The sequence below is a fragment of the Pseudoalteromonas sp. ECSMB14103 genome (assembly GCF_000813065.1).
GTDB classification, from domain to species: Bacteria; Pseudomonadota; Gammaproteobacteria; order Enterobacterales; family Alteromonadaceae; genus Pseudoalteromonas; species Pseudoalteromonas marina.
Genome location: NZ_JWGY01000017.1, coordinates 23,511 through 48,910, shown reverse-complemented (window position 1 = coordinate 48,910; position 25,400 = coordinate 23,511). Strand labels below are relative to the sequence as shown.

The following is a 25,400-nucleotide window of genomic DNA, read 5'->3' as shown; positions in this document are numbered from 1 at the left end:
TGAATCATCATTTGCTTCATCAATTAAGCTGTCGATATCGTCTAAGTCAAAATCGTCACTTTCTTCAGAATTTTTATCAGATGTGTCTACTGGTTCGGCACTCGTTTGATCAAGTAAATCATCTATATCAAAATCATCGGTCGCAAGCTCTTCGCTCAATGCTGCCATTTCATCGTTAGATTCTAAACTATCACTTTGTGGCTCTTTTTCTGCTGGTGAATCAAACTCAGGTAAGCTGTCATCTTCGTCAAATAGGCTATCTAAGTCATCATTACTTAAAATATCATCAGTGCCAGACGGTTCTTGGTCTAAATCTAAATCAATATCGTCCAAGCTATCATCAGCGCTGTCGTCAAACCCTTGTTGCGTGAAAATATCGACTTCATCGTCTTCGTCACTTTCATCATCAAAAACAATATCGTCGCTAAGAAGGCCTTCTAACTCGTCTTGATCAAGTAAGTTATCTGAATCATCAAGTTCGTCTGAGTCATCTTCTAATAAATCATCATCTGGAAGCATGTCACCTTCGAGGTGATCATCTAATTGAACGCTCAAGTCATCCAATGGATCTGGAATGATTGGGTCATCAAGTGGATCAGTTGCTAAGTCATCCTCATTAGAATAAGTTGGAGTTTGCGGTAAAAATTCATCATCTGCTTGAGACTCTTCTTGATTGCCTTTTCTTTTGCGAAGAAACATAACAATTGCAAAGATAATCAATAATCCGGGAATGAACATTAACAGCCCAAGCACAATAGGGTTTGACAACAAGGCTAGTAAGTCAAAACTGCTTTGAGGTTCAACCTCTTTAGCTTTTTGCTGGGCAATTATTTCGTTTTGTTTAAGTATTAATTCCTTTAGCTGCAGCTGTATTTCACTATCTTGCCCTAATTGTTGGCGAACATTTTCGAGCTCTTTAGAAATTCCAGTCAGCTGTTTTTTAAGGTTATTATTCTCAACTAAAATCTCTTCAACATTTGTTACTGAACTTTTAAACTGTTGCTGTAACTCAACTAATTTATTAGTTTGGTCGGTTTTGATTTCTTTTATTTCTTTTTGTAACTCTTTTTTGGCGTCGTCTACATCAACTTTACGCGCTTGTGTAACTTGTGTTTGAGCTGATGTTATTTCAGTTTGTGTAAGTGTTCCGTTTTTTTTCTTTTCCCATAGCTCGTCATCTTGCTCAGAACGCTGCCTAGCTAGTTGAGTATTCACACGTCTAATTTCAGATAAAGTGGGTATTTTTAAATAGGCCCCACTTCGCATATGATTGAGGTTTTGATCTAAAAATGAGTCGGGGTTTTTGTTATACAAGGCCTGCATAACTTGATAAATACTTACAGAGTTATCTGGACGCACTTTTACGGCTATGCGCCAAAGTGTATCGGTGGGTTTAATCGGACCAATAGACCGCCCTTGAGCACCATAGTCAACGCCTTTAGGCCCCTTTAATTGGGTACTATCTTGTGTATATACAGGCGTTACTACCAGTGCAGACGCTAATATTATAAGTATAGCCAAACCGCGCATGCTGATCCTTTAATGTCTAAATGTTACAAAGCACTCTTAAATAGGTGCGTAAACATTGATTACTCTTGCCTTATCAGTCTAATGACTGACTCACATTTGTTATTACAATCTATTTTTGTTGCAAGCTCTATTCCAATTACAAACTATAAACCACTTAGGGCACAATATCCATTGCAACACATTGAAAAGAAATGCCTTAACAACACATTTTTAATATTAATTTATTGAGTATTATCAGTAACTTTATTAAATATTATAAAAAACGGCAAAAAAGTGGCACTCTATTTAAACAAAAAGCGGCAAACACATAGTGCTTACCGCTTTTAAAGAGTGCTTAACATTTAAAAATGTTACATATAATTTTCTATTAACTCTTCAGCTATTTGAACGCTATTGGTTGCAGCACCTTTACGGGTATTATCACTAACAACCCACATATTTAGGCCATGAGGGTGTGAAATATCAGCGCGCAAACGGCCAACATATACAGTATCGTTACCACTGGCATCGGAAACCGCTGTTGGATAATCACCTTCATCGTCAATTAGCTCAACGCCTGGTGCATCATTTAACAGCTGTTTAACGTGTTCGAAGTCGTATTGCATACGTGTTTCAATATTAATAGATTCAGAATGACCAAAAAACACAGGAACACGCACACACGTTGGGTTTATTGCGATTGTTGTATCACCTAATATTTTGTGCGTTTCGTTTACCATTTTCATTTCTTCGCGGGTATAGCCGTTATCTTCAAAGCTATCTATTTGCGGAATAACATTAAAGGCTATTTGCTTAGGAAATATTTCATTATCCATTGGGCGTGCATTCATCAAGTTAGCTGTTTGCTTTGCTAACTCATCAACAGCTTCTTTCCCAGCCCCTGATACCGCTTGGTAAGTTGATACATTTATTCTATCAATACCATACGCGTCGTAAATTGGCTTTAGTGCCAACATCATTTGAATAGTCGAACAATTTGGGTTTGCAATAATATTACGATTTCTAAAGTCGGCAAGACTTGAGGCGTTTACTTCAGGTACGACAAGGGGTATTTCAAAATCATTTCTAAAATGCGAGGTATTATCAATAACTATACAACCTGCATCGGCTGCAATTGGGGCATATTTTTCTGAGACGCTCCCACCGGCAGAAAACAATCCAATATGCGCTTGGCTAAAATCAAAGCCCTCAACGTCTTGTACTTCAATTGTCTCACCACGAAACTTAATGTCTTCACCTGCACTGCGGCTGCTCGCAAGCAAAAATAGCTGATCAACCGGAAATTTACGATCTGCTAAAGTTTCGATAATTTGACGTCCTACTAAACCAGTAGCACCAAGTACGGCAACGTTATATTTTTGCGACATATTTTTTCCTCTTTAAACGATATTAAAACACCGTTAAATTAATAATTAGTTGGTTAGTTTAAAACCAAGTTGACCTAAGGCAGCTAACTGCGAGCCATCACCTTTAACGGTTAAGGTGCTAAATTCTCTCCTTACAGGATAGTTTTTACGTAAACTATCAAAACCATACGACTCTAGATGACGAAGTAAAATCCCATCATCCCTTCTTACATCGTAAATTGTGTGCACTAAGCGTGCGATGTCTTGCTCTGTAAAACTCTCAGCAATAGCCACTTGCGTTATAGCTGGTACGGGCAAAAAATCGGTTAAAGATTTTGAAGCCTCAACGCCTTTAAGCTCACACAGCTTTTGGTAAAGCATTTGTGTGCCTCTGGCCTTGCCTTCAAGTGTATGGCCTGCAATATGCACACTGGCATAGCGTACATGTGCAAGTAAGTCTGTTAAAATATTAGGTTCATTTTCCCACACATCAAGCACTAAATCTAAATCAGCCCCTGCTTCCATTAAATCTAGTAAAGCACTATTGTCAATAACATCCCCTCGGCTAGCATTAATTATCGTAGTACCCGGTTTTAAGGCGTTAAGCCTTACTTTATCCATCATGTGAAGTGTTTTATGTGGCCCTTTTTTAAAAAGTGGCACATGGAAAGTTACAACATCTGATTGTGCAAGTAGTTCATCTAACTCTACATGCTCATTCAATAACCCTTGTGCATGTTTTAATGGATCGCACAAAAGCAGCTTTACATTTAATGCTTTTAACTTTTTAGCCAAACAACTGCCAATACTCCCGACCCCTACTATGCCAATAGTTTGGCCTGTTAATGGGCGGGCATTTTCTTGGCTTAATGCAAATAAACTACTAATAACGTACTCTGCAACAGCAACAGCATTACACCCTGGAGCACTTGTAAAAGCGATGTTTTTGTCTTGTAAAAGATCTGTATCAATATGATCGATACCAATAGTCGCAGTACCAACAAAGCTTAATTTATTCGCTTTTGCTAATAGCTCACTAGTAACATTGGTAACAGATCGCGTGAGTAATACTTCTACGTCTATCAGTTGGTCAGGTTTTAAGTTACGCCCATCAAACCGCTCAACCTCACCAAAATCTGAAAAGTACTGCTCAACTAAAGGCATGTTTTGATCGGCAAGAATTTTCATCACAGAGTCCATTTGGCAATTTAGGGCGCTATTGTATCGAACAACCAGACCTTTGCACAAACTAAAAAGGCCGAATCAAAAACTGATCCGGCCTTTTTAGCAAAATAAAATATAATGTTTAAATTACATTGTATTTTTACGCAAACTTCAGTTTATAACTCAAAATCTTTTTTGAATTTTAAACCAAATTCGCTGCGGTCATTACTTCTCATAACACCAACAAACCCTGATTGCTGTAAACGACCTACATCGTATACTTCATTCAGTACGTTTTCGCCATAAAGTGTTACTTCCATATCGCCATATGCGTTAGTGTAAGAAATATTAAAGCCAACTAGCTCACGCGAATCAATCGTTTCACTCTGGCTATAAACTGACTGACCTTGCATTTCACTACGGTATGAATAATTAGCATTTAGTGCAACCGTTGCACCACTGTCTAAATCCATAAAGTATGATGGGGCAACCATTACAGTCCAACGAGGTGTTAATGCCGGTGAATCACCTTTACCAATACCTTGAACACCCGCATCAACCTCAGTGATCTCTGAATCTAAGTAACCTACCGCACTTCTTATTGTAAAGTCGTCAGTAATTGCAACGGTGGTTTCAAGTTCTATACCTTGCGCTTTTGATTGGCCCGCATTTTCAACAATAGTTACAAAACCACCACCCGCTGTTGGGTCTGAAAACGGAAGTGCTAAATCAGTGTAATCAGTAACAAATACCGCTAGCATCATAGATACGTTTTCGTGTACTTGGCCTTTTAAACCCATTTCGTAGTTTACGGCTTTAGTTTCGTCGAACGATACAAACTGATCAGGTCCACCAAATGGACGTGGTGGGAAGCCACCAGTTTGATAACCTTTTTGAATTTGACCATAAACGTTCATGTTGTTACTGATTTGGTAAGATGCATTAATATCCCACGTCACAGCATCAAACTCTGCACTTACGTATTTACGTTCAGCAAATGTAGGAAAAATCGCATCGGCATCTTTCTCATCTTTTGAGTATCGAAGACCACCACCAATACTTAAATCATCTGTTAAATCGTAACTTGTATTAAAGTATACAGCGTATGAATTTGTTTCTTGGTTTATTTCAAAGTCACCATAGCCACCAAATGAAGGTGTAACACCATCGTTTAATAAACCATTAGGTGTGTTGAATGGGCTAAATACAAATGGACCAGAACGTGTAAAGCCATCTTCATTAAAGAAGTAAAGGCCTGATACAAAGTCCATATTATCGTATGTAGCATTTAGCTGGATTTCAAACGAGTACTGGTCTGCACCACCCTCTTCAGGGAACTCAGATAAGTTAAGTGGTGATGCATCATCATCAAGACCACCTTCATATTCAGAAGTACGGTAACTTGAAATAAATTTAGATGTGTACGTATCATCGATTGCCCAATCAGCAGTAAATGACGTACCCCACCCTGAGTAAGACGTAGATTCAATACCAGCAACGGTAGTGCCTAGATCATCAGGGTCTGATGGGATCATGTCCTGTGTTAATAAAGGGAAGTCACCATTAAATACATTATTTGCATCAAGCGGCTCAGTTAACTCAATAGTGTAAGGAGATTGACCCGACTCGTTATCAACACCATCAAGTGAAAAAGTAAACGCTAAATCGCTATTAGCCTGCCATTTAAGGGCTACGCGGCCGCTAAACTCTTCTTCTTCACCAATTTCTTTTTCTGGGTTCGCTAGATTTACTGCTTCGCCAACGCCGTCACGTGTTTTGTATGACGCACTTGCTGACATACTTAACTCATCATTTAATGAGTTATTAAAGTACACATCGCCTGCAATACGGCCACGGCTACCTAACTTTGCAGACGTTGTTAAAATACCTTCATCGCCCGGCTGTTTTGTAATAACGTTTACTGCGCCACCTAACGTGTTACGGCCATATAAGGTACCCTGTGGGCCGCGCAGTACTTCAACACGCTCAACATTTGGTAATGATAAGTTAGACCCCATTTGACGACCTAAGTAAACCCCATCAAGGTATACACCCACACCTGGGTCAGTAGTAATAATGTGATCTTGTAAGCCAATACCACGGATAAATACAGAAGCATGGGCTGCATTGCCTACACCGTAACGTGTGATATTTAGATTAGGGACGTATTTACCAATATCTTCAAGGTTACTCATATTGGCTTTATCAATTAAGTTAGCACCAATTGATGTGATAGCGGTTGGAGATTCAAACAAGCTCTCTGTACGTTTACGAGCTGTAACTTCAATTTTTTCAAACGCATCTTGCTTTGCTGTTGTTTTGGTTTCTTCAGCGTTTACTGAGGTAGTCAGGGCAGCAACTATTGCTAGGCTTAACTGTGAGAGTTTGCGTAGTTTCAAAATATTCTCCAAAGGATACCGTAAATTATTTATTATGCATTTACTGGTGCAACCAGTAAGTTTTGGGCATAAAAAAAGATGCGTGGTAGCATCTTTCCTCTGGAAGGGCATTATATTACACAATTGTGAATTTATGTATTTATTTTTTGATAAAAGTAAAAACGTACCTAATGGAGGAAAAGCTAACACCTTGCAGCTATACTTGCCTCTTATGCAATTACGGCATAAAACCTCACGCTGTAAATATATGTTATGAAATTAAATTGGTTGCAACTTATTTTGATATTTTACTTAAAATCATTAACCTACATTAAAATTTTCAGGTATATACCGCAAAAAACAATGACAAAGTATTAAGTTTATTAATTTTTATTACTAACTTGCTAAATTGATTAGATATAGCTCTATTTCACTTCTATAATACGCTTGAATCAACATCTAATTAACTAATAGGAAATACATATGAAAAAGCTATCTGTAGCAGTAGCATTATGTGCGGCTTTAGCAACAAACTATGCTAGCGCCGAAGTTCGAATTAATGGCTTTGCATCAATTGTCGGTGGAAAGAGCCTTGATAGTGACAGCACCTTATATGGATATGATGATGACATTTCATTTAAAAACGAAAGTGTCTTTGCATTACAGCTATCAGCTGACCTAATGGAGAAACTAACGGCCACAGCTCAAATTGTTGCCCGTGGTGAAAATGATTTCGACGCAGAATTTGAATGGGCTTACGTAACTTATGAACTAAGCGACGAGTTACAAATTAGCGCGGGTAAAATGCGAGCTCCATTTTTCCGCTATTCAGACTTTTTGGATGTTGGTTACGCTTATCGTTGGGTACGCCCACCTCAGTCAGTTTATGGTATTCCTTTTTCTACATATGAAGGTTTAAGCTTATTGCACAATACACAGCTTGGCGATTGGGATTCAACGGTGCAGCTAATGTACGGAAGCTATGACGGCGAATTAGATGCAATTACTGAAAAAACTCAAGGCGAACTTAACGATTTTGCTGGCATTAACTGGACACTTGCATATGACTGGTTCAGTGTACGTGCTGCATACTTGGTTGCAGAAACATCATTTGCACTTGACGGAACAGACCCTAGCGGCGCTGCGTTAAATGGCTTAGAAGCAGCACTTCGTGCAAACAGCTTAAACACGTTAGCTGACGATATTGCAATTGACGAAGATGACAGTTACTTCCTAGGCTTTGGCTTCTCAATTGATTATGATAATTTCTTATTCGACGCTGAATATACACAGTTTGAAGTAGAAAACAGCATTTTGACTGAGCAAACACAATACTATGCATCTGTAGGTTATCGCTTGGATGACGTTATAGTTCATTTTACGTATGAAGATAATGACGATAAACATGATGCATCTCGCTTCGATCCAATTGCAACAGTGCCAAGTCTGAATGCTGCTATAAACGGTGCATTGACAGGTGTTCAAGCGCAAAGCAATGTATACACTATCGGCGCGCGTTATGACTTCCACCCTTCTGCAGCATTTAAAATTGACTTTAGCCGCTTTGAAGACGATGTAACCGATACAGAAACTGATGTTGTTGCTGTTGGCGTTGATCTTGTATTTTAATTGGAGCAGATAATGAAAAAATTAATTTTAGCTAGTGCACTTTCATTGTGCTCAATTAATGCTTTTGCAGAAGTTGCAGTAATAGTTAACGTTGGTAACGCAAATGCTTTAGATGCAGATACAATTAAAAAGATATACCTTGGTAAAGCCAAGTCATTTGGTGATGGTACTAAGGTAAACCCAGTAAACCAAGATGGTACCGCTGCTGCAGATGAGTTTAACGATAAAGTTGTAGGTAAATCTGGCAGCCAGCTTAATGCTTACTGGTCTAAACTTGTATTTACAGGTAAAGGGACACCTCCAGAGAAATTAGGCTCAGATCAAGCTGTAATAGATTTTGTAGCAGCTAATGCAGATGCTATCGGTTATGTAGATAGCGCAAAAGTTAGTGACAATGTAAAAGTGGTTGCGACTTTTTAGCCGTTAGCCCGTAAATTAAAAAACCACCAAATGGTGGTTTTTTTGTACCTGTAAAAAGTTATGTCTGTTGGCTTAACAAGTTAATCTCGTGTCCAATCTTGCGTTCTAAGTTGTTCTATTGTTGCAGGCTGGTGAGACATACCTAGCTAGCCTTCAAAACAACAAAGCCTCCAAAAGGAGGCTTTAATAGAGACTTTAGCTGTTCAGGTTAATTATTCAATTCTGAATTTGGCTGTAGCGTCTAATAAGTTATCTGATAAGTAATGTAGGTTTTTAGCTACATCTCTTACAGCCAGTAATGAGTCCATGGTATCTTCAAAAGAAACATGCATATTAGATACATTTTCTACAACCATGGCTGCAACCGATGTTTGCTCTTCAGTTGCTGCTGCTATTTGTGAGTTCATGCCATTTATTTCTAGCATTTGCTCAGCAATCTTCTCAATTGATATTCCTGTTTTTTCAGCCGCTGTTGCATTATCTGTTGCCATATCTCGAGCTGAAGTCATCGCAGTAACCGAATCATTTGCAGCGGTCGTCAAAGCACCTAACAATTCGCGTATTTCATTCGTTGAATGGGCGGTTCGTGAAGCAAGTTCTCGTACTTCATCAGCTACTACCGCAAACCCACGGCCATGTTCACCAGCACGCGCAGCCTCAATAGCCGCATTAAGCGCAAGTAAGTTGGTTTGATCGGCAATTGAAGTAATTACATTCAATATTTGTGATACGTTTTTTGTATCGTCTGCAAGTTTATTAATTGTTGTTGCTGCTTGGTTAATTTCATCACTTAGCGTACGAGATGCATTGACAGACATTTGTACCTGGGTACGGCTTTGCTCTACTTCTTTTTCTGCTGTTTCAGCCGCATGTGATGCATTTGCTGCAGATTGAGAAATATCACCAACACTTTGCTTCATCTCTTCCATTGATTGCTTAACAATTTCAGCATCTGTTGTTTGTTTTGTTGTTGCGCGTTCAGCCTGCTCCATACCCTGTACTAAACGGGTAGAGTTTTCCATCAATGGCTCACATACAGCAATTACTTCAAGTACGGTTTCTTTTAACAGCGCAATAAAAGCATTAAAGTTAATAGAAACTTGGCCAATTTCATCTTTAGAATTCACGGTTAATTGAGTACTTAAAGAGCCTTTTCCATTTGCTAATAAGCTTAAATTATTTGCAGCATCGCTTGCTGATGAGCCAATGTTTTTCGCAATCCAAATCGCCATAAATAAAAGCAATAATAAAGATACAATAGATACAACAAGCATTAAAGTAAGGGCATTATCTGAGCGCGTATTAGTGCTTTCTACTAATTCAAAAAAGCGGTTGTCTGCCTTTTGTTGGGCTGCCTTAAAGCTCTCTAAAACAGAACCATAAAGACTTGTTTTTAACTGGGCTTGTTGCTGAATTTTACTAAAATCGGCCGTGCCATTTACCATACCATTAGCAATTGTAGCTGATATCTTCTCGTAGTCGGCTAATTCTTTCACTACATCATTGCTAATGTAGCCATTACTCATTTGCTTAATTAAATTTATGTTTGATTCAATTGTTTTGTAAGTGTCATCAGCTTTAGTTATTAAGTCTTGTTCGCCAAATGTAACTGCTTGGGTGTAAAGCTCATCTAGTTTTTCTAACAGCCCTACGTTCGCTGATGTTAACTTTACAACCTTATATGAAGAGTTGCCCATTTCATCTAAAGAAGCTCTATTATCATCTATGGCAAGAAAATTAATTAATACCATAATTATAAAAGCAACAACTGCAATACATGTTATTGCATGTATTTTTTTAGTTATGCTTAGGTTTTGAAAAGAGAAGCCTGAAGCCATACTATTTACCTTTTTGAGTTATCTAAATATATTATCGGCTCAATACTGATAAGTGTGAGTTAAATTTGTAAAATTTCTAGTTTTTTTTTCATTTTAATCATTAATTAAGCTAAAAACTGAAATTAACACAAGTAAATTGACTTTATTGGGTACACGAAGTGTTTTCTGTTAAAAAGATCATTAAAAAATCTAAATTATTGCTATAACACAAACGTTTCAAGTGCAAAAAACAATCAGAGCAAATTTTAGGTATAAAAAAACCAGTAACATAATTGCTACTGGTTTTAAATTTGGTGCGGATGGGGGGACTTGAACCCCCACGCCCTAAAGCACTACCCCCTCAAGGTAGCGTGTCTACCAATTCCACCACATCCGCATTTTAAATTTTTGTTCGCTTGTTTTATCTGTTTGAGGTTAACAAATAGCTGAACAGGAAACTGTATTAGTTTGGTACGCCTGAGTTACTTTCTTTATTAGAAGTAACTGGAACATCTTCTTCAACCGGGACTACTGTTTCAACAGCAGGCGCTGCTTCTAGGTTTTCCCATTCATCAGTCTGTTTAATCTGACCGGCTGTTAAATTACCTAGAACAATACTCAACACAAAAAAGACTGTAGCTAAGCTTGTTGTTGTCTTTGTCATAAAGTTACCAGCACCTGAAGAACCAAACACAGTTCCAGAAGCGCCTGCACCAAATGATGACCCCATATCAGCACCTTTACCTTGTTGGATTAAAACCATACCAACTAAAGCTAAAGCTACAACTAAATAAACTACTAATAAAATTTCGTACATCTTATACGGTCCCTTTTGCACTGTTACAGATAGCAACAAAAGATGCTGCTTTTAGACTGGCGCCCCCAATAAGGCCACCATCAATATCTGGTTGTGCAAATAATAATTCGCTATTTTTTTCGTTAACGCTTCCACCATATAAGATGGTAAGCCCTTGTGCTAAATCACTGTCTAAAGACGCAATTTTGTCACGGATAAATTTGTGAACAGCTTGTGCCTGTTCTGGCGATGCAGTCTTACCTGTGCCTATGGCCCAAACGGGCTCGTATGCTATCACAGAATCTTTCAGCGCTGCTACACCTAATTTTTTAATTACCGCATCTATTTGAGCAGCAACTACATATTCTGTTTGTCCACTTTCTTGCTCTGTTTCACTCTCGCCAACACAAAGAACGGGTACTAAACCAGCTGATTGAGCTCTAGCAAATTTATCAGCAATAACATCGCTGCTTTCGTTGTAAATACTACGACGCTCTGAATGGCCAACTAGCGCATAATTTACGCCAAGGTCTTTCAGTAGTTGTGCATCAACTTCACCGGTAAAAGCGCCAGGCGTGTTTTCAGATACAGTTTGAGCACCTGTTATGACGCCGCTTGCAATCATTGCTGAAACAAGTGGGAATGGAGGAAATAAAATAACATCTATTTCTGGTGATTTAATACTATTTATAGCATCCGACATATCTTTGACTAGCTCTATTGAGCCATTCATTTTCCAATTGCCAGCGACCATTGCTTTACGTATTGCCATTTTCCACTCCACATTAGAAAGCGGGCGAGATATTAACTTTTCTCGCCCAAAGTTACAAGAGGTTATTGTTATCAATCAGGTTGTTTGCTCATAGATTCGACAATCTCTGCAATCTTACGTGCACTGTCTAATACTATTTTTTCTTGTTCTGCTTCAACCATAACACGAACGACAGGTTCAGTGCCTGATTTACGGAGTAAAACACGGCCCTTATTACCTAAGTTTTGTTCCACTTCTTCGACCGCCGCAAGGACTTTTGGCGCCGTTGTAGGATCGGTACCCGGTGTATAACGCACGTTAATCATTTTCATTGGGTATTTTGTAAACCCGGTGCCTAAATCTTGAAGCGTTCTATTTTGTGCAACCATAGCAGCCAGCACTTGCAAGCTTGATATAATACCATCACCCGTTGAAATTAAGTCTAGATTGAGTACATGGCCTGAACTCTCTCCACCAATTTTCCACCCTTTTTGCTGAAGTAATTCCATTACATAGCGATCGCCAACTTTGCTTCTAGCAAACTCAATGCCTTTTGCTTTTAGTGCATTTTCTAAACCCATATTTGACATAACAGTACCAACAACACCGCCACCTAAAATATGATCGTTCGCAGCCTGACAAGCAATTATATAAACTAAGTCGTCACCATCAAATACACGGCCATTATGGTCAACCATCATTACACGGTCGCCGTCACCATCATAAGCTATACCTACATCGGCTTTATGTTCAAGTACTTTGCGTTTTAACGTGTCTACATGAGTTGCACCGCATTCATGGTTTATATTTACACCATTTGGCTCACATGCATGCGTAATTACGTCAGCGCCGAGCTCACGCATAACTGATGGGGCAATATGATATGTTGCGCCGTTAGCGCAATCTACAACCACTTTTAATCCCTCTAAAGACAACCCTTGTGGAAATTGACTCTTACAAAACTCAATATAACGTCCGTCTGCGCTTGCCAAGCGTGTTGCTTTACCTAACTTATCTGAAGCCACACAGGTCATTTGCTCATCAAGCATTGCCTCTATTTCAAGCTCTACAGCATCATCAAGTTTTAAACCTTGACCATTAAAAAATTTGATACCGTTGTCGTAATATGGATTATGTGATGCGCTTATTACAATACCGGCTTCAGCCCTAAATGTTTGTGCTAAATAAGCAACGGCCGGCGTAGGCATTGGGCCAAGCAGAACAACATCAATACCGGCGGCTATTAAACCTGCTTCAAGGGCTGTTTCAAGCATGTAACCAGAAATACGTGTGTCTTTACCAATAATAACTTTTTTTGTTCCACCTTTTGATAGCACACGTCCTGCAGCCCAACCCAGCTTCATTGCAAACTCAGGGTTGATTGGCGCTGTTCCCACTAAACCACGTACGCCATCTGTGCCAAAATACTTTCTTTGTTTCATTCTATTATTCCTTTTATACACGCTTGGTAAACACCAAGTACATCTGCAGTTTCTTTTACGTCGTGAACGCGTATTATTTTTGCACCATTTTGTGCGGCAATAAGTGCGCCAGCTAAACTGCCGGCCATTCGTTCGCTTGTATCTCTGTTTAACAGGTTACCAATCATCGACTTGCGAGAAAGCCCCGCTAACAATGGCAAACCTAACTTATTAAAATCATTAAATTTGGTTAAAATTTCGTAGTTATGGCTTAATGTTTTTCCAAATCCAAAGCCTGGGTCAAGAATAAGCTGCTGAGTTTTTATTCCCATCGCCTCACAGGCACTAACGCGACGTTTAAAAAATTCATTAATATCGCCCATTAAATCACTGTATTCTGGAGATGTTTGCATACTTCGGGGCTGACCCTGCATGTGCATTAAGCAAATTGCGATGTTTTCAAATTGTGCAACAACATTCAGTGCGTCAGGCTCTTGTAATGCGCGAACATCATTTACCATATCTGCACCAGCTAAAATAGCCTGCCTCATCACCTCAGCTTTACTCGTATCAACAGAAATAACACAATCACTCTGAGCACGTATTGCTTTTATTATTGGCACCACTCGTTCAAGCTCATCATCAAGGCTAACTGCCTGAGCACCTGGTCGAGTAGACTCACCACCAATATCAATTATTTTTGCGCCATCAGTTAATAACTGTAATGCGCGCTGCACAGCGATGCTGGGGTCTATAAATTTACCACCATCTGAAAATGAATCAGGGGTTACATTTAATATACCCATAATCACAGGCTCAATTAAATTTAGTTCTCGACCATTTGGTAAGTTAATAATGTTGTTCATAATGAGCCTTGTTTGCTTTTCAGAATTCAAACAAATCTAACTAAAAATTAGAGCGAAATTTAAACCGATACAAAAAAGCCCCGAAGTACGGGGCTTTTTGAGTATTTTAACGATTATTCAGCTTTGTCATCAACATTTGTTTCATCTTTTTTAGATGATTCTGTTGTTGATTGGCTTTCATCACTAACAGATTCCTTTACAGAGTCTGTTTGTGGTGCTTTAGGCTCATGACGGTCATGAGCATCGCGTGGCTCACGCACTGGCTGGCGCGCCATTAAGTCGTCAATTTGCTTAGCGTCAATCGTTTCGTATTTCATTAACGCGTCTTTCATTGAATGAAGAATATCAATATTCTCTTTCAATATTTTTTCGGCACGCTCGTAGTTTCTATCTGAAAATAAACGAACCTCTGCATCAATTACTTTAGCTGTATCATCCGACATGTTAGATGCACGACTACCGCCACCACCCATGTACATTTCGTTTTGATCTTCGGCGTAAAGTAGTGGTCCAAGTTTTTCACTTAACCCCCAATGTGTGACCATTTTACGTGCTATGTCTGTTGCACGTTCAATATCGTTACTCGCACCGGTAGTCACTTTGTCGGCACCGTAAATAAGTGCTTCAGCGATTCGGCCACCATAAAGGCTAGAAATCATTGATTCTAAAAGCTCTTTAGAATGGCTAACACGATCTTGCTCTGGTAAATACATAGTCACACCTAGCGCACGGCCACGTGGAATGATAGATACCTTATAAACAGGGTCATGCTCTGGCACCATGCGTCCAACAATTGCATGGCCGGCTTCGTGGTATGCCGTCATTTCTTTCTCTTGCTCGCTCATCACCATGGTCTTGCGCTCTGCGCCCATCATGATTTTGTCTTTAGCAGCATCAAACTCAGCCATGTTTACAACACGTTTGTTACCACGTGCGGCGTAAAGTGCGGCTTCGTTGACTAAGTTAGCTAAATCAGCACCCGAAAAACCGGGTGTACCGCGAGCAATAACAGCTGCATCAACGTTGTCACCTAATGGTACTTTACGCATGTGCACTTTAATAATCTGTTCACGACCGCGTATATCAGGTAAACCAACTTCTACTTGACGGTCAAAACGACCAGGACGAAGTAATGCCGGGTCTAATACGTCTGGGCGGTTAGTCGCAGCAATAACAATAATGCCTTCGTTACCACCAAAACCATCCATTTCTACCAGCATTTGGTTTAATGTTTGTTCGCGCTCATCGTTACCGCCGCCCATGCCTGCGCCACGTTTACGACCTACTGCATCAATTTCATCGATGAAGATAATACAAGGCGCTGCTTTTTTGGCTTGTTCAAACATGTCACGTACGCGCGATGCGCCTACACCAACAAACATTTCAACAAAGTCAGAACCCGAAATTGTGAAAAAGGGTACTTTTGCTTCGCCGGCAACAGCCTTAGCAAGCAACGTTTTACCTGTACCTGGCGGTCCAACCATAAGTACACCCTTAGGTATACTACCACCTAATTTTTGGAATTTAGACGGGTCGCGCAGGAAGTCCACCAATTCGGTAACGTCTTCTTTTGCTTCATCACAACCAGCAACATCAGCGAACGTAGTTTTAATTTGATCTTCGCTCATTAGACGTGCTTTGCTCTTGCCGAATGACATAGCGCCTTTACCGCCTCCGCCTTGCATTTGACGCATGAAGAAAATCCATACACCAATAAGCAGAATCATCGGGAACCAAGAAATAAATATGCTTGCTAAAAATGATTGTTCTTCAGGCTTTACACCTTTCACGTTTACATCACTTTTAAGTAAGTCATTTAAAATGTCTTTGTCGTAGATTGGCATAATGGTTTGAAAGCGCTCACCATTATTTTTAGTACCTGTGATTGTTCCACTGGTGCTCTCGATTGCCACTTCTTGTATTGAGCCATTTCGGGCATCTTTTACAAACTGACTGTAACTTGTTTGACGGTCGATTTGCTCGCCACCATTAAAGCTCTGAAAGACTGACATAAGCACAACTGCAATGACCAGCCATAGTATTAAATTTTTCGCCATATCGCTCAAGGGGTTAACCTCTTGTATCCAATTAATTTAAATTCAACTAAACGCCAAGCAACTGTACTACAGTTTGTATCCAGTCGCTACTATATATACTTCCCGAGAACGGGCACGTGAGGCATCAGGTTTGCGTATTTTCACTGCTTTAAAACTATTACGTACATCCTGCAAGTATTGATCAAAGCCTTCGCCTTGGAAAACCTTAACAATAAATGCACCATTTTTCTTTAGAACTTGATTACACATATCTAGCGCAAGCTCAACTAAATACATACTTCCAGCTTGGTCCACTGAGTTATTACCACTCATGTTCGGTGCCATGTCAGAGAGTACCACATCAACATTTTTTCCATCAATGCGTTTTAATAAAGCATCTAACACGGCTTCTTCACGAAAGTCACCTTGTAAAAAATCAACACCCGCTAAAGAGTCCATAGGTAAAATATCACAAGCAACAACTTGCCCCTTGTCACCTACCTTCTCGGCTAAATACTGTGACCAACTACCCGGGGCAGCCCCTAAATCCACCACAGTCATACCAGGGCGAAGTAACTTGTCTCTATTTTGTACTTCATCTAATTTAAAAACCGCTCTTGAACGCCAGCCTTTTTTTTGCGCTTCCTGAACATATTTATCATCAAAATGTTCTTTCAACCATCGCTGTGAACTGGCTGACTGTTTTTTATTTGTCATAAATTACACGCAACTAATTAGTAATATTCTCTAGATGGCGTTAGAATACCCTTAATTCAAGCCATATTCAGCAAAATTTGTATAAACATGACATTATCAAATAAACAAAAGCAGTTTTTAAAAGGCGAGGCACATAGCCTTAAGCCTGTAGTTTTACTAGGTTCTAACGGTTTAACCGAAGGCGTAGTGATGGAAATTCAAAGTGCACTAGAAATTCACGAATTAATCAAAGTTAAAGTACCAACTGACGATCGTGAAACCAAAGCGCTTATTTTTGAAGCTATCGTTCGTGAAACCGGTGCGACAAAGCTTCAAACAATTGGCCACACTATTGTGCTTTATCGCCAAAGCCCTGAGAAAAAAATTCAACTGCCGCGTAACTAATTTACTTCCTGAGTAATTTATTGCGCTTAATAAAAAACCAGCTATCAGCTGGTTTTTTATCATTTATTTAGCCCTGAATTCTAAAAAGTAAAATTCATTTCTAAGTCTTTGAGTAAATATTTGATTTCTGCATGATGCTTTTTTTTGCTTAACAAGAAATAGCGTGAAAACTGCATTTCACTCATTGGTTCTATTTTTTCACTTGAAAGCAACGTTGCAAGTTCTGGAGTTGTATTGCTATGACCAATCACAGCAACTACGCCATTCAAAGACACTATCTGGTTTTTTAAATCTGCCAAATCTCTAGCATTGTAAATCTTTATTTCAGAATCAAAATGCGCAGCAAGTGGGCCTGCTGTTTGTAAAGTACGTTTATAGTTACTACTAAATACATGTACCTTATCAAATTGCTTAAATAATGTGACTAGCTGCTCTGCCCGTTTATAGCCTTGCTGAGTTAACGCTGGGTTTTTACCTGCTAGTTTTTCACTATGGCGAAAAAGGTATATTTTTTCTGGAGCCGAAAATACATATTGGCTATTAAATAAAACTGCACATAACAAGATAAAAACACCGTATTTTACTTTCATATTGTCTGCTCACGTTTGTACGTCAATAAACGATTAATAAACTCGGTCGTTAACTCATTAATTAACCCTGTTTCGGCGTTTAACACTAAGCTAAAGCCAATATTTAAATGAGGGAATACCACCAAATCACTTCGGTATCCTTGCACCCAACCACTGTGGTAATACAAGGTTTCATTATCGTAATTGTATACTCGCCAACCTAAACCGTAATAAGCTTCGTTTAACTGTTTTTTCCACACCCTGCGGTACATTTCTTTTTTTGTGCGTGTATAGGGCCGAGTTTGTTTAGACAAAGCATCAAGTGACAACACTTCAGGATAGTGACCTAATTGCGCCTTTAACCAGATAGCCATATCGCTTGCACTGGCATTAACACCAGCTGCTGGTCCAACTTTGTAGTAATTTTTTTTCAGCTTTGCAGTGTACCAACGTTTTTTCCCACGTACGTGCGGTAAAGCGTAATTACTATCAACCACCATGGCTTCATAACCCAAGCTAGCATCAACCATATCAAGTGGCTGAAAAATGCCTTCATTTAGCCATTGTGAATAATCTTTATTTGTACTTTTTAAAATAACATCATCAATTAAACTAAACATGACGTTTTGATAACCGTAGCATATACCAGGCTCGCAAATAGGTTTAACCGTCACTAACTTTTGTACTATATCGGGATAATCCATTCGCGACTCAATTAAATTGTCATATGCGTTTGGCACCAAGCCGCTAGAATGGCTAAGTAAGTGATAAACTTTTAAGTTTTTTTCGTATTCTGTGCCTATAAAATCAGGTAAGTAATTACTGACGGAGTTATCTAATTTTATGAGCCCATCACTAGATAATTTTGCAGCCAGAGAGCCTGCAAATGTTTTAGACACCGACGCCAGTCTAAAACGAGTGTGAACATTAACCTTTTGACCATTTCGGGCTTTTGTTCGTCCGACCGCATGGATGTAATCACTATTGCCTAAATTAACTATCGAAAGTGCCGCTCCTGGAATGCCTTTACTCGTGAGTTTTTTTTCTGCGTAACGGCCATACTTTTTTACAAAACTATCCCAATTTGGGTCTTGCTGCGCTGCAAAACTAACGGTTGCATACACAAAACACACTGCAGTTAAGCAATACTTTAAAAGTGGTAAGCGCTTCATTTTTTAATACTTTATCTTTTTAACTGCCTCTGTATGCATAATATCATGAACTTTTCTTTGGACTAACGTACAATACAAAAATTATTGTACTTTTTGTGGGTGTTAAGTATTTATGCGTTTTTTAGTTGTATTACTTTTTGTTTTATTTTCATCAGGTTGTGCCATTACCAAACAACCAGCAGAACCTTTGGCTATGCCGTTAAAGCCAGCATTAACAACGCAAACATATCAGCTTAAATACCAAACAGAGCATGCTTCACCAAAAGTGAAGTCGGTGCAATTACCTGCACACAAAGTTTTACAAAATCAAACTGTAAAAATAATTACCGATAAAGCAAGTGTAACCGACACTCTACTATCGCAAATAAGCCAAGCACTTAACGATAAACAGCTTAAAGTTACGAGTAAAAATAACAGTGATTACACGCTGACTATTCAAAAGCTCGACTTAACATTTAAAGAAAACACACAGTATTCAATTGCCACACCTGAAAAGCCATTTGTCTTGTTTGAAAATATTGCAAAGCAATACCCAACGCAGCAATGTGCATCTATTTTTGCAGAAGTTAATATGCGTTTAACACACAAAGCTTCTGGCGATGTGGTGTGGTTTGCAACGTCGTCAATAGATAGTGCCAGCTTTCACCGAGAGCCGCTAATTTACAGCTTAAGTGAAGAACAAAGAATTACAAACGAACTAGAGGTTGTTGCATTTATCCACCAGCAAAACACAGAAGAAGCACGTTTAGCTAGAGTGGGTAAAGAGGTGAAAATCCCTGAGTATCAAATGCTGTCTAAATTATCTAGCCTAAGTAAGTTAAGTGGTCCGTGTAGCCGCACAGAAGTCAGTGCTCTAACACCTATGATGCAATTTTACTTAAGCAGTATCTTAATAGATAAAATTAAAGTTCAGTAAAAGTAACATTTGCTACATTTTTTTACAGATTAAGGGTACACCTTAACAATATACTACGCACTATAACAACAAATAATCAGGCTCAACGTGGATGAAATATACCTTACTTAACCGTACTCTTTTTAGTATTGTCTTGTTTAGTCTGAGCCTTATAGCAACCTCAGCCCAAGCAAGTAATCGTTATTATGCAGACAACACGCTTGAGCCCACTCAAGGATTTGCATGGGACTGGAGCGCAGGGGCAAGTTATTTTGTAGAAGATACCTACCTAATCGGCACCAATGCCTACGACACCGATTTAGAGCTCGATTTAAGCCTTGCTGTATCCTACGACCGATTTTATCTCGACTTTGACCATAACCAACTCAGTGGTGGTCTTATTATCGGCTATAGTATCATTGATAAGTATGATTGGGGCTTGGATATACTGGGCACGAACACCCAAGCAGGCTTTGACGAGAAAGGCCTTGGCTTTTATAACAGTGGTGTAATTGCAGAGCTTGATGGCATAAAGTCTCGTCGCTATGATTTTGGTGTTGGTCTAAGGCTTACACGCCGATTCGAAAACTCTCAAATTTCATTTGAATACCTTTATGATGTTTCTGGCGCCCATAACAGCTGGGTTGTTAACACCTTCTTTAGCCAAATTTTACCGTGGCGAAACTGGGAATTTAGATCCGGTGTTGGCGTAAGTGCTTATTCAGCTGATTTTACAAATTATTATTTTGGCATTGACCAAGAAGAAGTAGCCGAAAACCGACCTTTTTATGATGCACATGCAAGTACCAGCCTAATATTTGAATTTCATGCTGAATACCCAATAAGCCAAGATTGGGTTTTTCTAGCTGGCTTTCTTTCCACATGGTTTTCAGCAGAAATCGACGACAGCCCAATTATTTCTCAAGGGTATCAGCATAAAGCCAAGGTAGGCCTACGTTATGTTTTTTAGATGGTTTTGTTTGCTAATAATTTTTCCTGTATCAGCACTTGCGCAATCTAGCGATACACAAAATACTTTAACCGCGGTTCCTGATACGTGCGTAGCTCTTCGTGAAGGCCGCGATTGTTATGCCGACGTTGTTATTACGTGGCACCAACCCATTATTGGTAATTATTGCCTACGCGATGCAACATCAAAATACATTATGCAATGTTGGCTCAAACAGCAACAAGGCACATTAAATTACGCGTTTGATTCTAAGCAAAGTATCGCATTTGAACTATTTGATAGTAATACATCAAAAATAATTGGCACTGCAGAAGTAAAACTTCAGTGGGTATATCAAAACAGACAAAAAAAACGTCGCTGGCGATTATTTTAGCCACTGCATTAAGGATAATTTATGGATAATTACGGCACTATTTTATTAGTAGAAGATGATGCATCATTGGCTCAGTGGGTAGCCGAATACCTAACTGAACAAGGCTACACTACCTATGTTTGTCACCGAGGTGATGAAGTTGTCAGTCAGGTAAAAACCTTGAACCCAAACATTGTCCTACTTGATATTATGTTACCTGGTCAAGATGGCATTAGTGTCTGTAGAGAACTTCGTAGCTTTTATAATGCGCCTATTATTATGCTTACAGCACGTGATGAAGAAATGGATGAAGTTATAGGTTTAGAGGTAGGTGCGAGCGATTATATAATGAAACCAGTACGCCCGCGCGCTTTGCTCGCTCGTATAAAAGCGGCACTTCGTCAAAGCAGTGAGCCCAATAAATTGGAAAAAGTAGAAAGCACAATTTCGGTCGGTTCGCTTAATATTAATACCGAATCGAGAAACGTGAAATTTAACGGCCAAGACGTTAATATTTCCAGTGCTGAATATTTACTCCTGCATTATTTGGCAAGTAATGCAGGCCAAGTTGTATCACGTGACGCGGTTTTTAAAGCCACTAAAGGACGTGAATACGACGGACTTGATAGAAGTGTCGATGTGCTTATTTCTGCACTAAGAAAAAAGTTTAGCGACGATCCACAAAACCCTGAAAAAATTAAGACAATTTGGGGGCGTGGTTACTTGCTCGTCTCTACTGCATGGTAACTTACAGCTGTATGCTTAAATGAAAAAGTTTTACATATCACTACTTGGCAGCGCACTGGTATCTATTGTAGTTTTAGGGTGGCTTATAGACGCCTTTAGCCAGCAAGCACATACCCCACAAGACGAATTTAGTGTGCAAAGTAAAATGATGATGGGATTTAGTAAACAACTGGCAAATATTCCCACCTCTGAACGTGGCGCATATGTTAAGCAGCTAGGTGAAGAGTTTGATCTATCAATCGATTATAAACCTAATGAATCACTTGCTTTACCTCCTTCATTATTACTTCAAATGCATGCTGTTGGCGGATTGATTTTAGAAGATCAGCAAGGTTTTTATATGCTGTATAGCAACCAAGCGCTAAACCCCTTTCATATTTCTATGCGACTTAAAAAAAGCGCAGACACCGATAAACGAAATGATATATTTTTAACTTTGCTTTTTTATGCTGGCTTATGCATTTTAATGGGATTCATTATTGCGCCACTCGCTAAGCGACTAAGTGTACTCAATGAGGCTGCTAAACAGTTTGCATCAGGCAATACACAAGCCAGAATTAACGCCTCGCATTTCACGTACATAAGAGATGTAGAGTTAACGTTTAACCGTATGGCGAGCCAAATTGAAAAACTTGTCGCTGAGAATAAATTAATGGCATCAAGTTTATCGCACGATATACGCACCCCTATTGCCTGTCTTCGCTTTGGCTTAGATGCCGCCTTAGATACCCATGATGAGAAAAAAATAAAAACCTATTTAGAGCGTATGGAAAACGATTTAGATCATATGGAATCCATGCTTAAAAGTTATTTAGCGTTTGCAACACTTGAACAAAACGCAAACAAATTGACGTATTCTTCAACAAATATAAAGCATTACCTTGAAGACATTTTAGTTCAGCTTGCCCCTAAGTTAGAATCACAAATGCTAAGTGTTGACCTTAATAGCTCAACTGACATTATTGTGGCCGACCTTCATTGGTTAGCACGTGCAATTACAAACCTGCTGACCAATGCCTGCGATTTTGCCGAACAATATATCTACTTGAGCGCCAAGGTTCACGAACGCCAACTTATCATAACTGTTGAAGACGATGGCCCAGGGATTGCCCAAGAAAACTTTAAAAATGTATTAAGCCCATTTTTTAGAGAGGAAGATCATAGAAACCGCGCAGATAAAAGCTATGGCCTTGGCTTGGCTATTGTTGAAAAGGTCGCTGACTGGCATAACGGTACTATTTCTGTCAGCAAAAGTAAGCACTTAGGCGGAGCCTGCTTTACCCTTAGTATTACCCAGCATTATAAATCGTAAAGTATAAATTACGCGGTGTAATTAACATTTTTAAAACAAAATCAACCCATTAATTTTAATCTACTCCTAACATTTACTAAAAACAGCGCATTAATCACACCACTGGAAAACTAAATTATGTGGGATCAGCAAATAAGCACTTTTTATTTTTTTACATTTCCAGTAGATTGTCAGCGCCGTTAAAAAACAGAGAAGTATAATAATATGAGCGCAGTTAGAGGCGAGTTTAGTTCTCGCTTTGGATTTATTATGGCCGCCGCCGGTTCTGCCGTAGGTTTGGGCAACATATGGGGCTTTCCCACACAAACAGCCAGTAATGGTGGTGCCGCATTTTTAGTTGCCTATTTAGTGTTGGCTTTCTTTTTAGCTTATCCTGCGCTAATGGCCGAACTCATGATAGGTCGACACGGACAAGCTAACGCCGTCGTTTCTTTAACTAAAGTATCTAACAAACCTTGGCAAAAACACTTTGCATTTATTGTCGGCTTTGGGGGTATTTTATGCGCCGGCTTTATACTTAGTTTTTATGCTATTGTTGCAGGTTGGATGCTTAGTGCAACAGCACAACCTATCGCCGCCTTGGCCGGAGCCGACGCAGCATCAACTTGGCTAAGCGAGCAATCACTTACTCGCAACGTTATTTTTACCCTTGTTTTTATTGTTTTAACAATAGCAATCATTAGTCGTGGTGTTGAAAACGGTATCGAAAAATGGTCAAAGCGCTTGATGCCAGCTTTATTAGGGATTTTATTTTTATTAATTGCTTATGTACTGACTCAAGAAGGTGCAATGGAAGGGTTAAAAGCCTACTTGTTACCTGACTTTTCGTCTATTTTTGACACCCAGTTAATTGTGAGCGCCTTAGGTCAAGCGTTTTTCTCATTATCGCTTGGCACAAGCGTTATGATTATATACGGCTCGTATATTAGTAAAAAAGAAAACCTAGTCTCTCTCGGTGCATACGTAACGTTAATTGATGTGTTTATTGCCTTTGTTGCTGGTTTACTTATTATTCCTGCTATGTATGTAGCTCAAGCACAAGGTGTTGAGATATTTTCTGCCAGCGGAAAATTGCTCTCAGAAGATACTTTAGTATTTCAGGTATTACCCGCTTTATTTGATGGTATGGGCAGTGTAGGTCTATTTGTTGGCTTTGCATTTTTTGCCCTAATGAGTATAGCTGCGCTCACTTCGTCAATATCAATGCTTGAAGCACCTGTTTCCTATGCTGTAGAACGCTTTGCCTTGAAGCGCATTCAAGCAACGTGGGTCATTGGGGCCTTGATAGCAGTTGTTAGTATTACGATTGTGTGTAACCTAGGCGCATTATTTGGTTTAGTGATCACACTTACCACTAAGGTTGCGCAACCATTACTTGGCTTAATGTGCTGTATTTTTGTAGGCTGGATTTGGTACAGAAATTCATTACTACAAGCCATTCAACAGGGCAATCCCGAGGTACAAACTACGCTATTTTGGAAAATATGGCCTTGGTATACTAAGTTTGTGTGCCCTATCGCAATAGGTGCAGTGTTTGTCCACTCGTTACTAAGCTAACAACAACTCATATAAAAGCCCACACTTGTGGGCTTTTATATGAGTATAAATTTAACTAGCCGTTGTTATTTTTTAGTACCATATCTTGATGCGGTATACCGTCCTCTAAATATGCATCCCCTGTACACTTAAAACCAAATGACTTATAAAAGTCCAGTAAATAGGTTTGCGCACCGATAACTATGTCCTGTTCAGGCCAATGCGTTTTACAACACGCTATTGCCTGTTCAACCAATTTACTAGCGATCCCCTTTCCTCTGTGATGCTCACTCACTAAAACACGTCCAATTGCGCTGTACTGTCCGTTTTTTTCATAACAACGGGCGTAGCTCATTAACTGCATATTATCTAACGTATAAATATGCTGAGTAGTTTCAGAAGTATCAACATCATCCAGCTCAGGGTAAGGGCACTTTTGCTCTACAACAAATACGTCTATGCGCCCTTTCATAATTGAAAACAAGATATGAGGGGTCAGTTTATCAAATGGTTCACAGTTAAAATGCATGGTAATCCTTAAGCAAAAACCCAGCTGAAGCTGGGTTTAGTATCTCTATAGTACGAAATGAAA

At 39.2% G+C, this 25,400-nt stretch carries 23 protein-coding genes and 1 tRNA gene; 9 read left to right on the top strand and 15 right to left on the bottom strand.

Annotated elements, in window-relative coordinates; genetic code table 11:
• From RF53_RS18735 to RF53_RS18720, 4 genes are all read right to left on the bottom strand, one after another.
• On the bottom strand, nucleotides 1-1,530 hold a 1,530-nt coding region (locus RF53_RS18735; RefSeq protein WP_039038545.1), incomplete at its 3' end, for a FimV/HubP family polar landmark protein.
• A gap of 350 nt (nucleotides 1,531-1,880) precedes the next feature.
• A complete protein-coding gene (locus RF53_RS18730) occupies nucleotides 1,881-2,897 on the bottom strand; it encodes an aspartate-semialdehyde dehydrogenase (RefSeq protein WP_006793896.1) in 1,017 nt (338 codons plus the stop codon).
• 45 nt (nucleotides 2,898-2,942) lie between these two features.
• Entirely contained in the window at nucleotides 2,943-4,064 is a 1,122-nt protein-coding gene (locus tag RF53_RS18725) for a 4-phosphoerythronate dehydrogenase (RefSeq protein ID WP_039038544.1), read from the bottom strand.
• A 152-nt stretch (nucleotides 4,065-4,216) separates the two neighbouring features.
• Nucleotides 4,217-6,439: a TonB-dependent receptor gene (locus tag RF53_RS18720; protein ID WP_039038543.1), complete on the bottom strand. Its 2,223-nt coding sequence runs from the start codon at nucleotides 6,437-6,439 to the stop codon at nucleotides 4,217-4,219.
• 462 nt (nucleotides 6,440-6,901) lie between these two features.
• Between RF53_RS18720 and RF53_RS18715 the strand changes: the two genes are divergently transcribed.
• Together RF53_RS18715 and RF53_RS18710 are read left to right on the top strand one after the other, a co-directional pair.
• Nucleotides 6,902-8,047 carry a porin gene (locus tag RF53_RS18715; protein WP_006793899.1) on the top strand — a complete coding sequence of 382 codons (1,146 nt, stop codon included), beginning with the start codon at nucleotides 6,902-6,904 and terminating at the stop codon, nucleotides 8,045-8,047.
• Between the two features lie 12 nt (nucleotides 8,048-8,059).
• The gene (locus tag RF53_RS18710; protein WP_039038542.1) at nucleotides 8,060-8,467 is read left to right on the top strand and encodes a phosphate ABC transporter substrate-binding protein; all 408 of its coding nucleotides are present in this window, start codon (nucleotides 8,060-8,062) and stop codon (nucleotides 8,465-8,467) included.
• Nucleotides 8,468-8,679: 212 nt separating this feature from the next.
• On the opposite strand, the gene RF53_RS18705 is transcribed toward RF53_RS18710, so the two are convergent.
• From RF53_RS18705 to rlmE, 8 genes are all read right to left on the bottom strand, one after another.
• Entirely contained in the window at nucleotides 8,680-10,305 is a 1,626-nt protein-coding gene (locus RF53_RS18705; RefSeq protein WP_006793901.1) for a methyl-accepting chemotaxis protein, read from the bottom strand.
• 291 nt (nucleotides 10,306-10,596) lie between these two features.
• Nucleotides 10,597-10,681: transfer RNA gene (locus tag RF53_RS18700), tRNA-Leu, on the bottom strand.
• A 66-nt stretch (nucleotides 10,682-10,747) separates the two neighbouring features.
• Nucleotides 10,748-11,101, bottom strand: coding sequence for a preprotein translocase subunit SecG (secG, locus tag RF53_RS18695; protein ID WP_039038541.1), 354 nt, complete (start codon nucleotides 11,099-11,101; stop codon nucleotides 10,748-10,750).
• A gap of 1 nt (nucleotide 11,102) precedes the next feature.
• Nucleotides 11,103-11,852: a triose-phosphate isomerase gene (gene tpiA / locus RF53_RS18690; protein WP_039038540.1), complete on the bottom strand. Its 750-nt coding sequence runs from the start codon at nucleotides 11,850-11,852 to the stop codon at nucleotides 11,103-11,105.
• Between the two features lie 71 nt (nucleotides 11,853-11,923).
• Nucleotides 11,924-13,273, bottom strand: a complete 1,350-nt coding sequence (gene glmM, locus RF53_RS18685) for a phosphoglucosamine mutase (protein ID WP_039038539.1) — start codon at nucleotides 13,271-13,273, stop codon at nucleotides 11,924-11,926.
• Nucleotides 13,270-14,118 carry a dihydropteroate synthase gene (gene folP / locus RF53_RS18680; protein ID WP_039038538.1) on the bottom strand — a complete coding sequence of 283 codons (849 nt, stop codon included), beginning with the start codon at nucleotides 14,116-14,118 and terminating at the stop codon, nucleotides 13,270-13,272. The genes glmM and folP overlap by 4 nt, the downstream gene beginning before the upstream one ends.
• Before the next feature lie 113 nt (nucleotides 14,119-14,231).
• Nucleotides 14,232-16,175: an ATP-dependent zinc metalloprotease FtsH gene (ftsH, locus tag RF53_RS18675; RefSeq protein ID WP_033019700.1), complete on the bottom strand. Its 1,944-nt coding sequence runs from the start codon at nucleotides 16,173-16,175 to the stop codon at nucleotides 14,232-14,234.
• Between the two features lie 66 nt (nucleotides 16,176-16,241).
• Nucleotides 16,242-16,871 (bottom strand): 23S rRNA (uridine(2552)-2'-O)-methyltransferase RlmE, encoded by a 630-nt coding sequence (rlmE, locus tag RF53_RS18670; protein WP_039038537.1) that lies wholly within the window; start codon nucleotides 16,869-16,871, stop codon nucleotides 16,242-16,244.
• An 87-nt stretch (nucleotides 16,872-16,958) separates the two neighbouring features.
• Between rlmE and yhbY the strand changes: the two genes are divergently transcribed.
• Complete coding sequence (gene yhbY / locus RF53_RS18665; protein WP_006793908.1) at nucleotides 16,959-17,255, top strand: ribosome assembly RNA-binding protein YhbY; 297 nt, start codon at nucleotides 16,959-16,961, stop codon at nucleotides 17,253-17,255.
• An 80-nt stretch (nucleotides 17,256-17,335) separates the two neighbouring features.
• Here the strand turns inward: yhbY and RF53_RS18660 are convergent, their stop codons facing one another.
• Complete coding sequence (locus RF53_RS18660) at nucleotides 17,336-17,845, bottom strand: SixA phosphatase family protein (protein WP_006793909.1); 510 nt, start codon at nucleotides 17,843-17,845, stop codon at nucleotides 17,336-17,338.
• The gene (locus RF53_RS18655) at nucleotides 17,842-18,996 is read right to left on the bottom strand and encodes a serine hydrolase domain-containing protein (protein ID WP_039038536.1); all 1,155 of its coding nucleotides are present in this window, start codon (nucleotides 18,994-18,996) and stop codon (nucleotides 17,842-17,844) included. Before RF53_RS18655 ends, RF53_RS18660 begins: the two co-directional genes overlap by 4 nt.
• Nucleotides 18,997-19,108: 112 nt before the next feature.
• On the opposite strand from RF53_RS18655, the gene RF53_RS18650 reads away from it, so the two are divergent.
• The 6 genes from RF53_RS18650 (at nucleotide 19,109) to RF53_RS18625 (ending at nucleotide 24,829) form a co-directional block, all read left to right on the top strand.
• The gene (locus RF53_RS18650; RefSeq protein ID WP_039038535.1) at nucleotides 19,109-19,912 is read left to right on the top strand and encodes a hypothetical protein; all 804 of its coding nucleotides are present in this window, start codon (nucleotides 19,109-19,111) and stop codon (nucleotides 19,910-19,912) included.
• 91 nt (nucleotides 19,913-20,003) lie between these two features.
• Nucleotides 20,004-20,861 carry a MipA/OmpV family protein gene (locus RF53_RS18645; protein ID WP_039038534.1) on the top strand — a complete coding sequence of 286 codons (858 nt, stop codon included), beginning with the start codon at nucleotides 20,004-20,006 and terminating at the stop codon, nucleotides 20,859-20,861.
• Entirely contained in the window at nucleotides 20,851-21,234 is a 384-nt protein-coding gene (locus RF53_RS18640) for a DUF3019 domain-containing protein (RefSeq protein ID WP_006793913.1), read from the top strand. The genes RF53_RS18645 and RF53_RS18640 overlap by 11 nt, the downstream gene beginning before the upstream one ends.
• A 21-nt stretch (nucleotides 21,235-21,255) precedes the next feature.
• Nucleotides 21,256-21,960 (top strand): response regulator transcription factor, encoded by a 705-nt coding sequence (locus RF53_RS18635; protein WP_039038533.1) that lies wholly within the window; start codon nucleotides 21,256-21,258, stop codon nucleotides 21,958-21,960.
• A 19-nt stretch (nucleotides 21,961-21,979) separates the two neighbouring features.
• Complete coding sequence (locus RF53_RS18630; RefSeq protein WP_039038532.1) at nucleotides 21,980-23,272, top strand: sensor histidine kinase; 1,293 nt, start codon at nucleotides 21,980-21,982, stop codon at nucleotides 23,270-23,272.
• A 204-nt stretch (nucleotides 23,273-23,476) separates the two neighbouring features.
• Nucleotides 23,477-24,829, top strand: coding sequence for a sodium-dependent transporter (locus RF53_RS18625; RefSeq protein ID WP_010557215.1), 1,353 nt, complete (start codon nucleotides 23,477-23,479; stop codon nucleotides 24,827-24,829).
• 55 nt (nucleotides 24,830-24,884) lie between these two features.
• On the opposite strand, the gene RF53_RS18620 is transcribed toward RF53_RS18625, so the two are convergent.
• A complete protein-coding gene (locus RF53_RS18620) occupies nucleotides 24,885-25,337 on the bottom strand; it encodes a GNAT family N-acetyltransferase (protein WP_039038531.1) in 453 nt (150 codons plus the stop codon).
• Nucleotides 25,338-25,400: the final 63 nt, after the last annotated feature.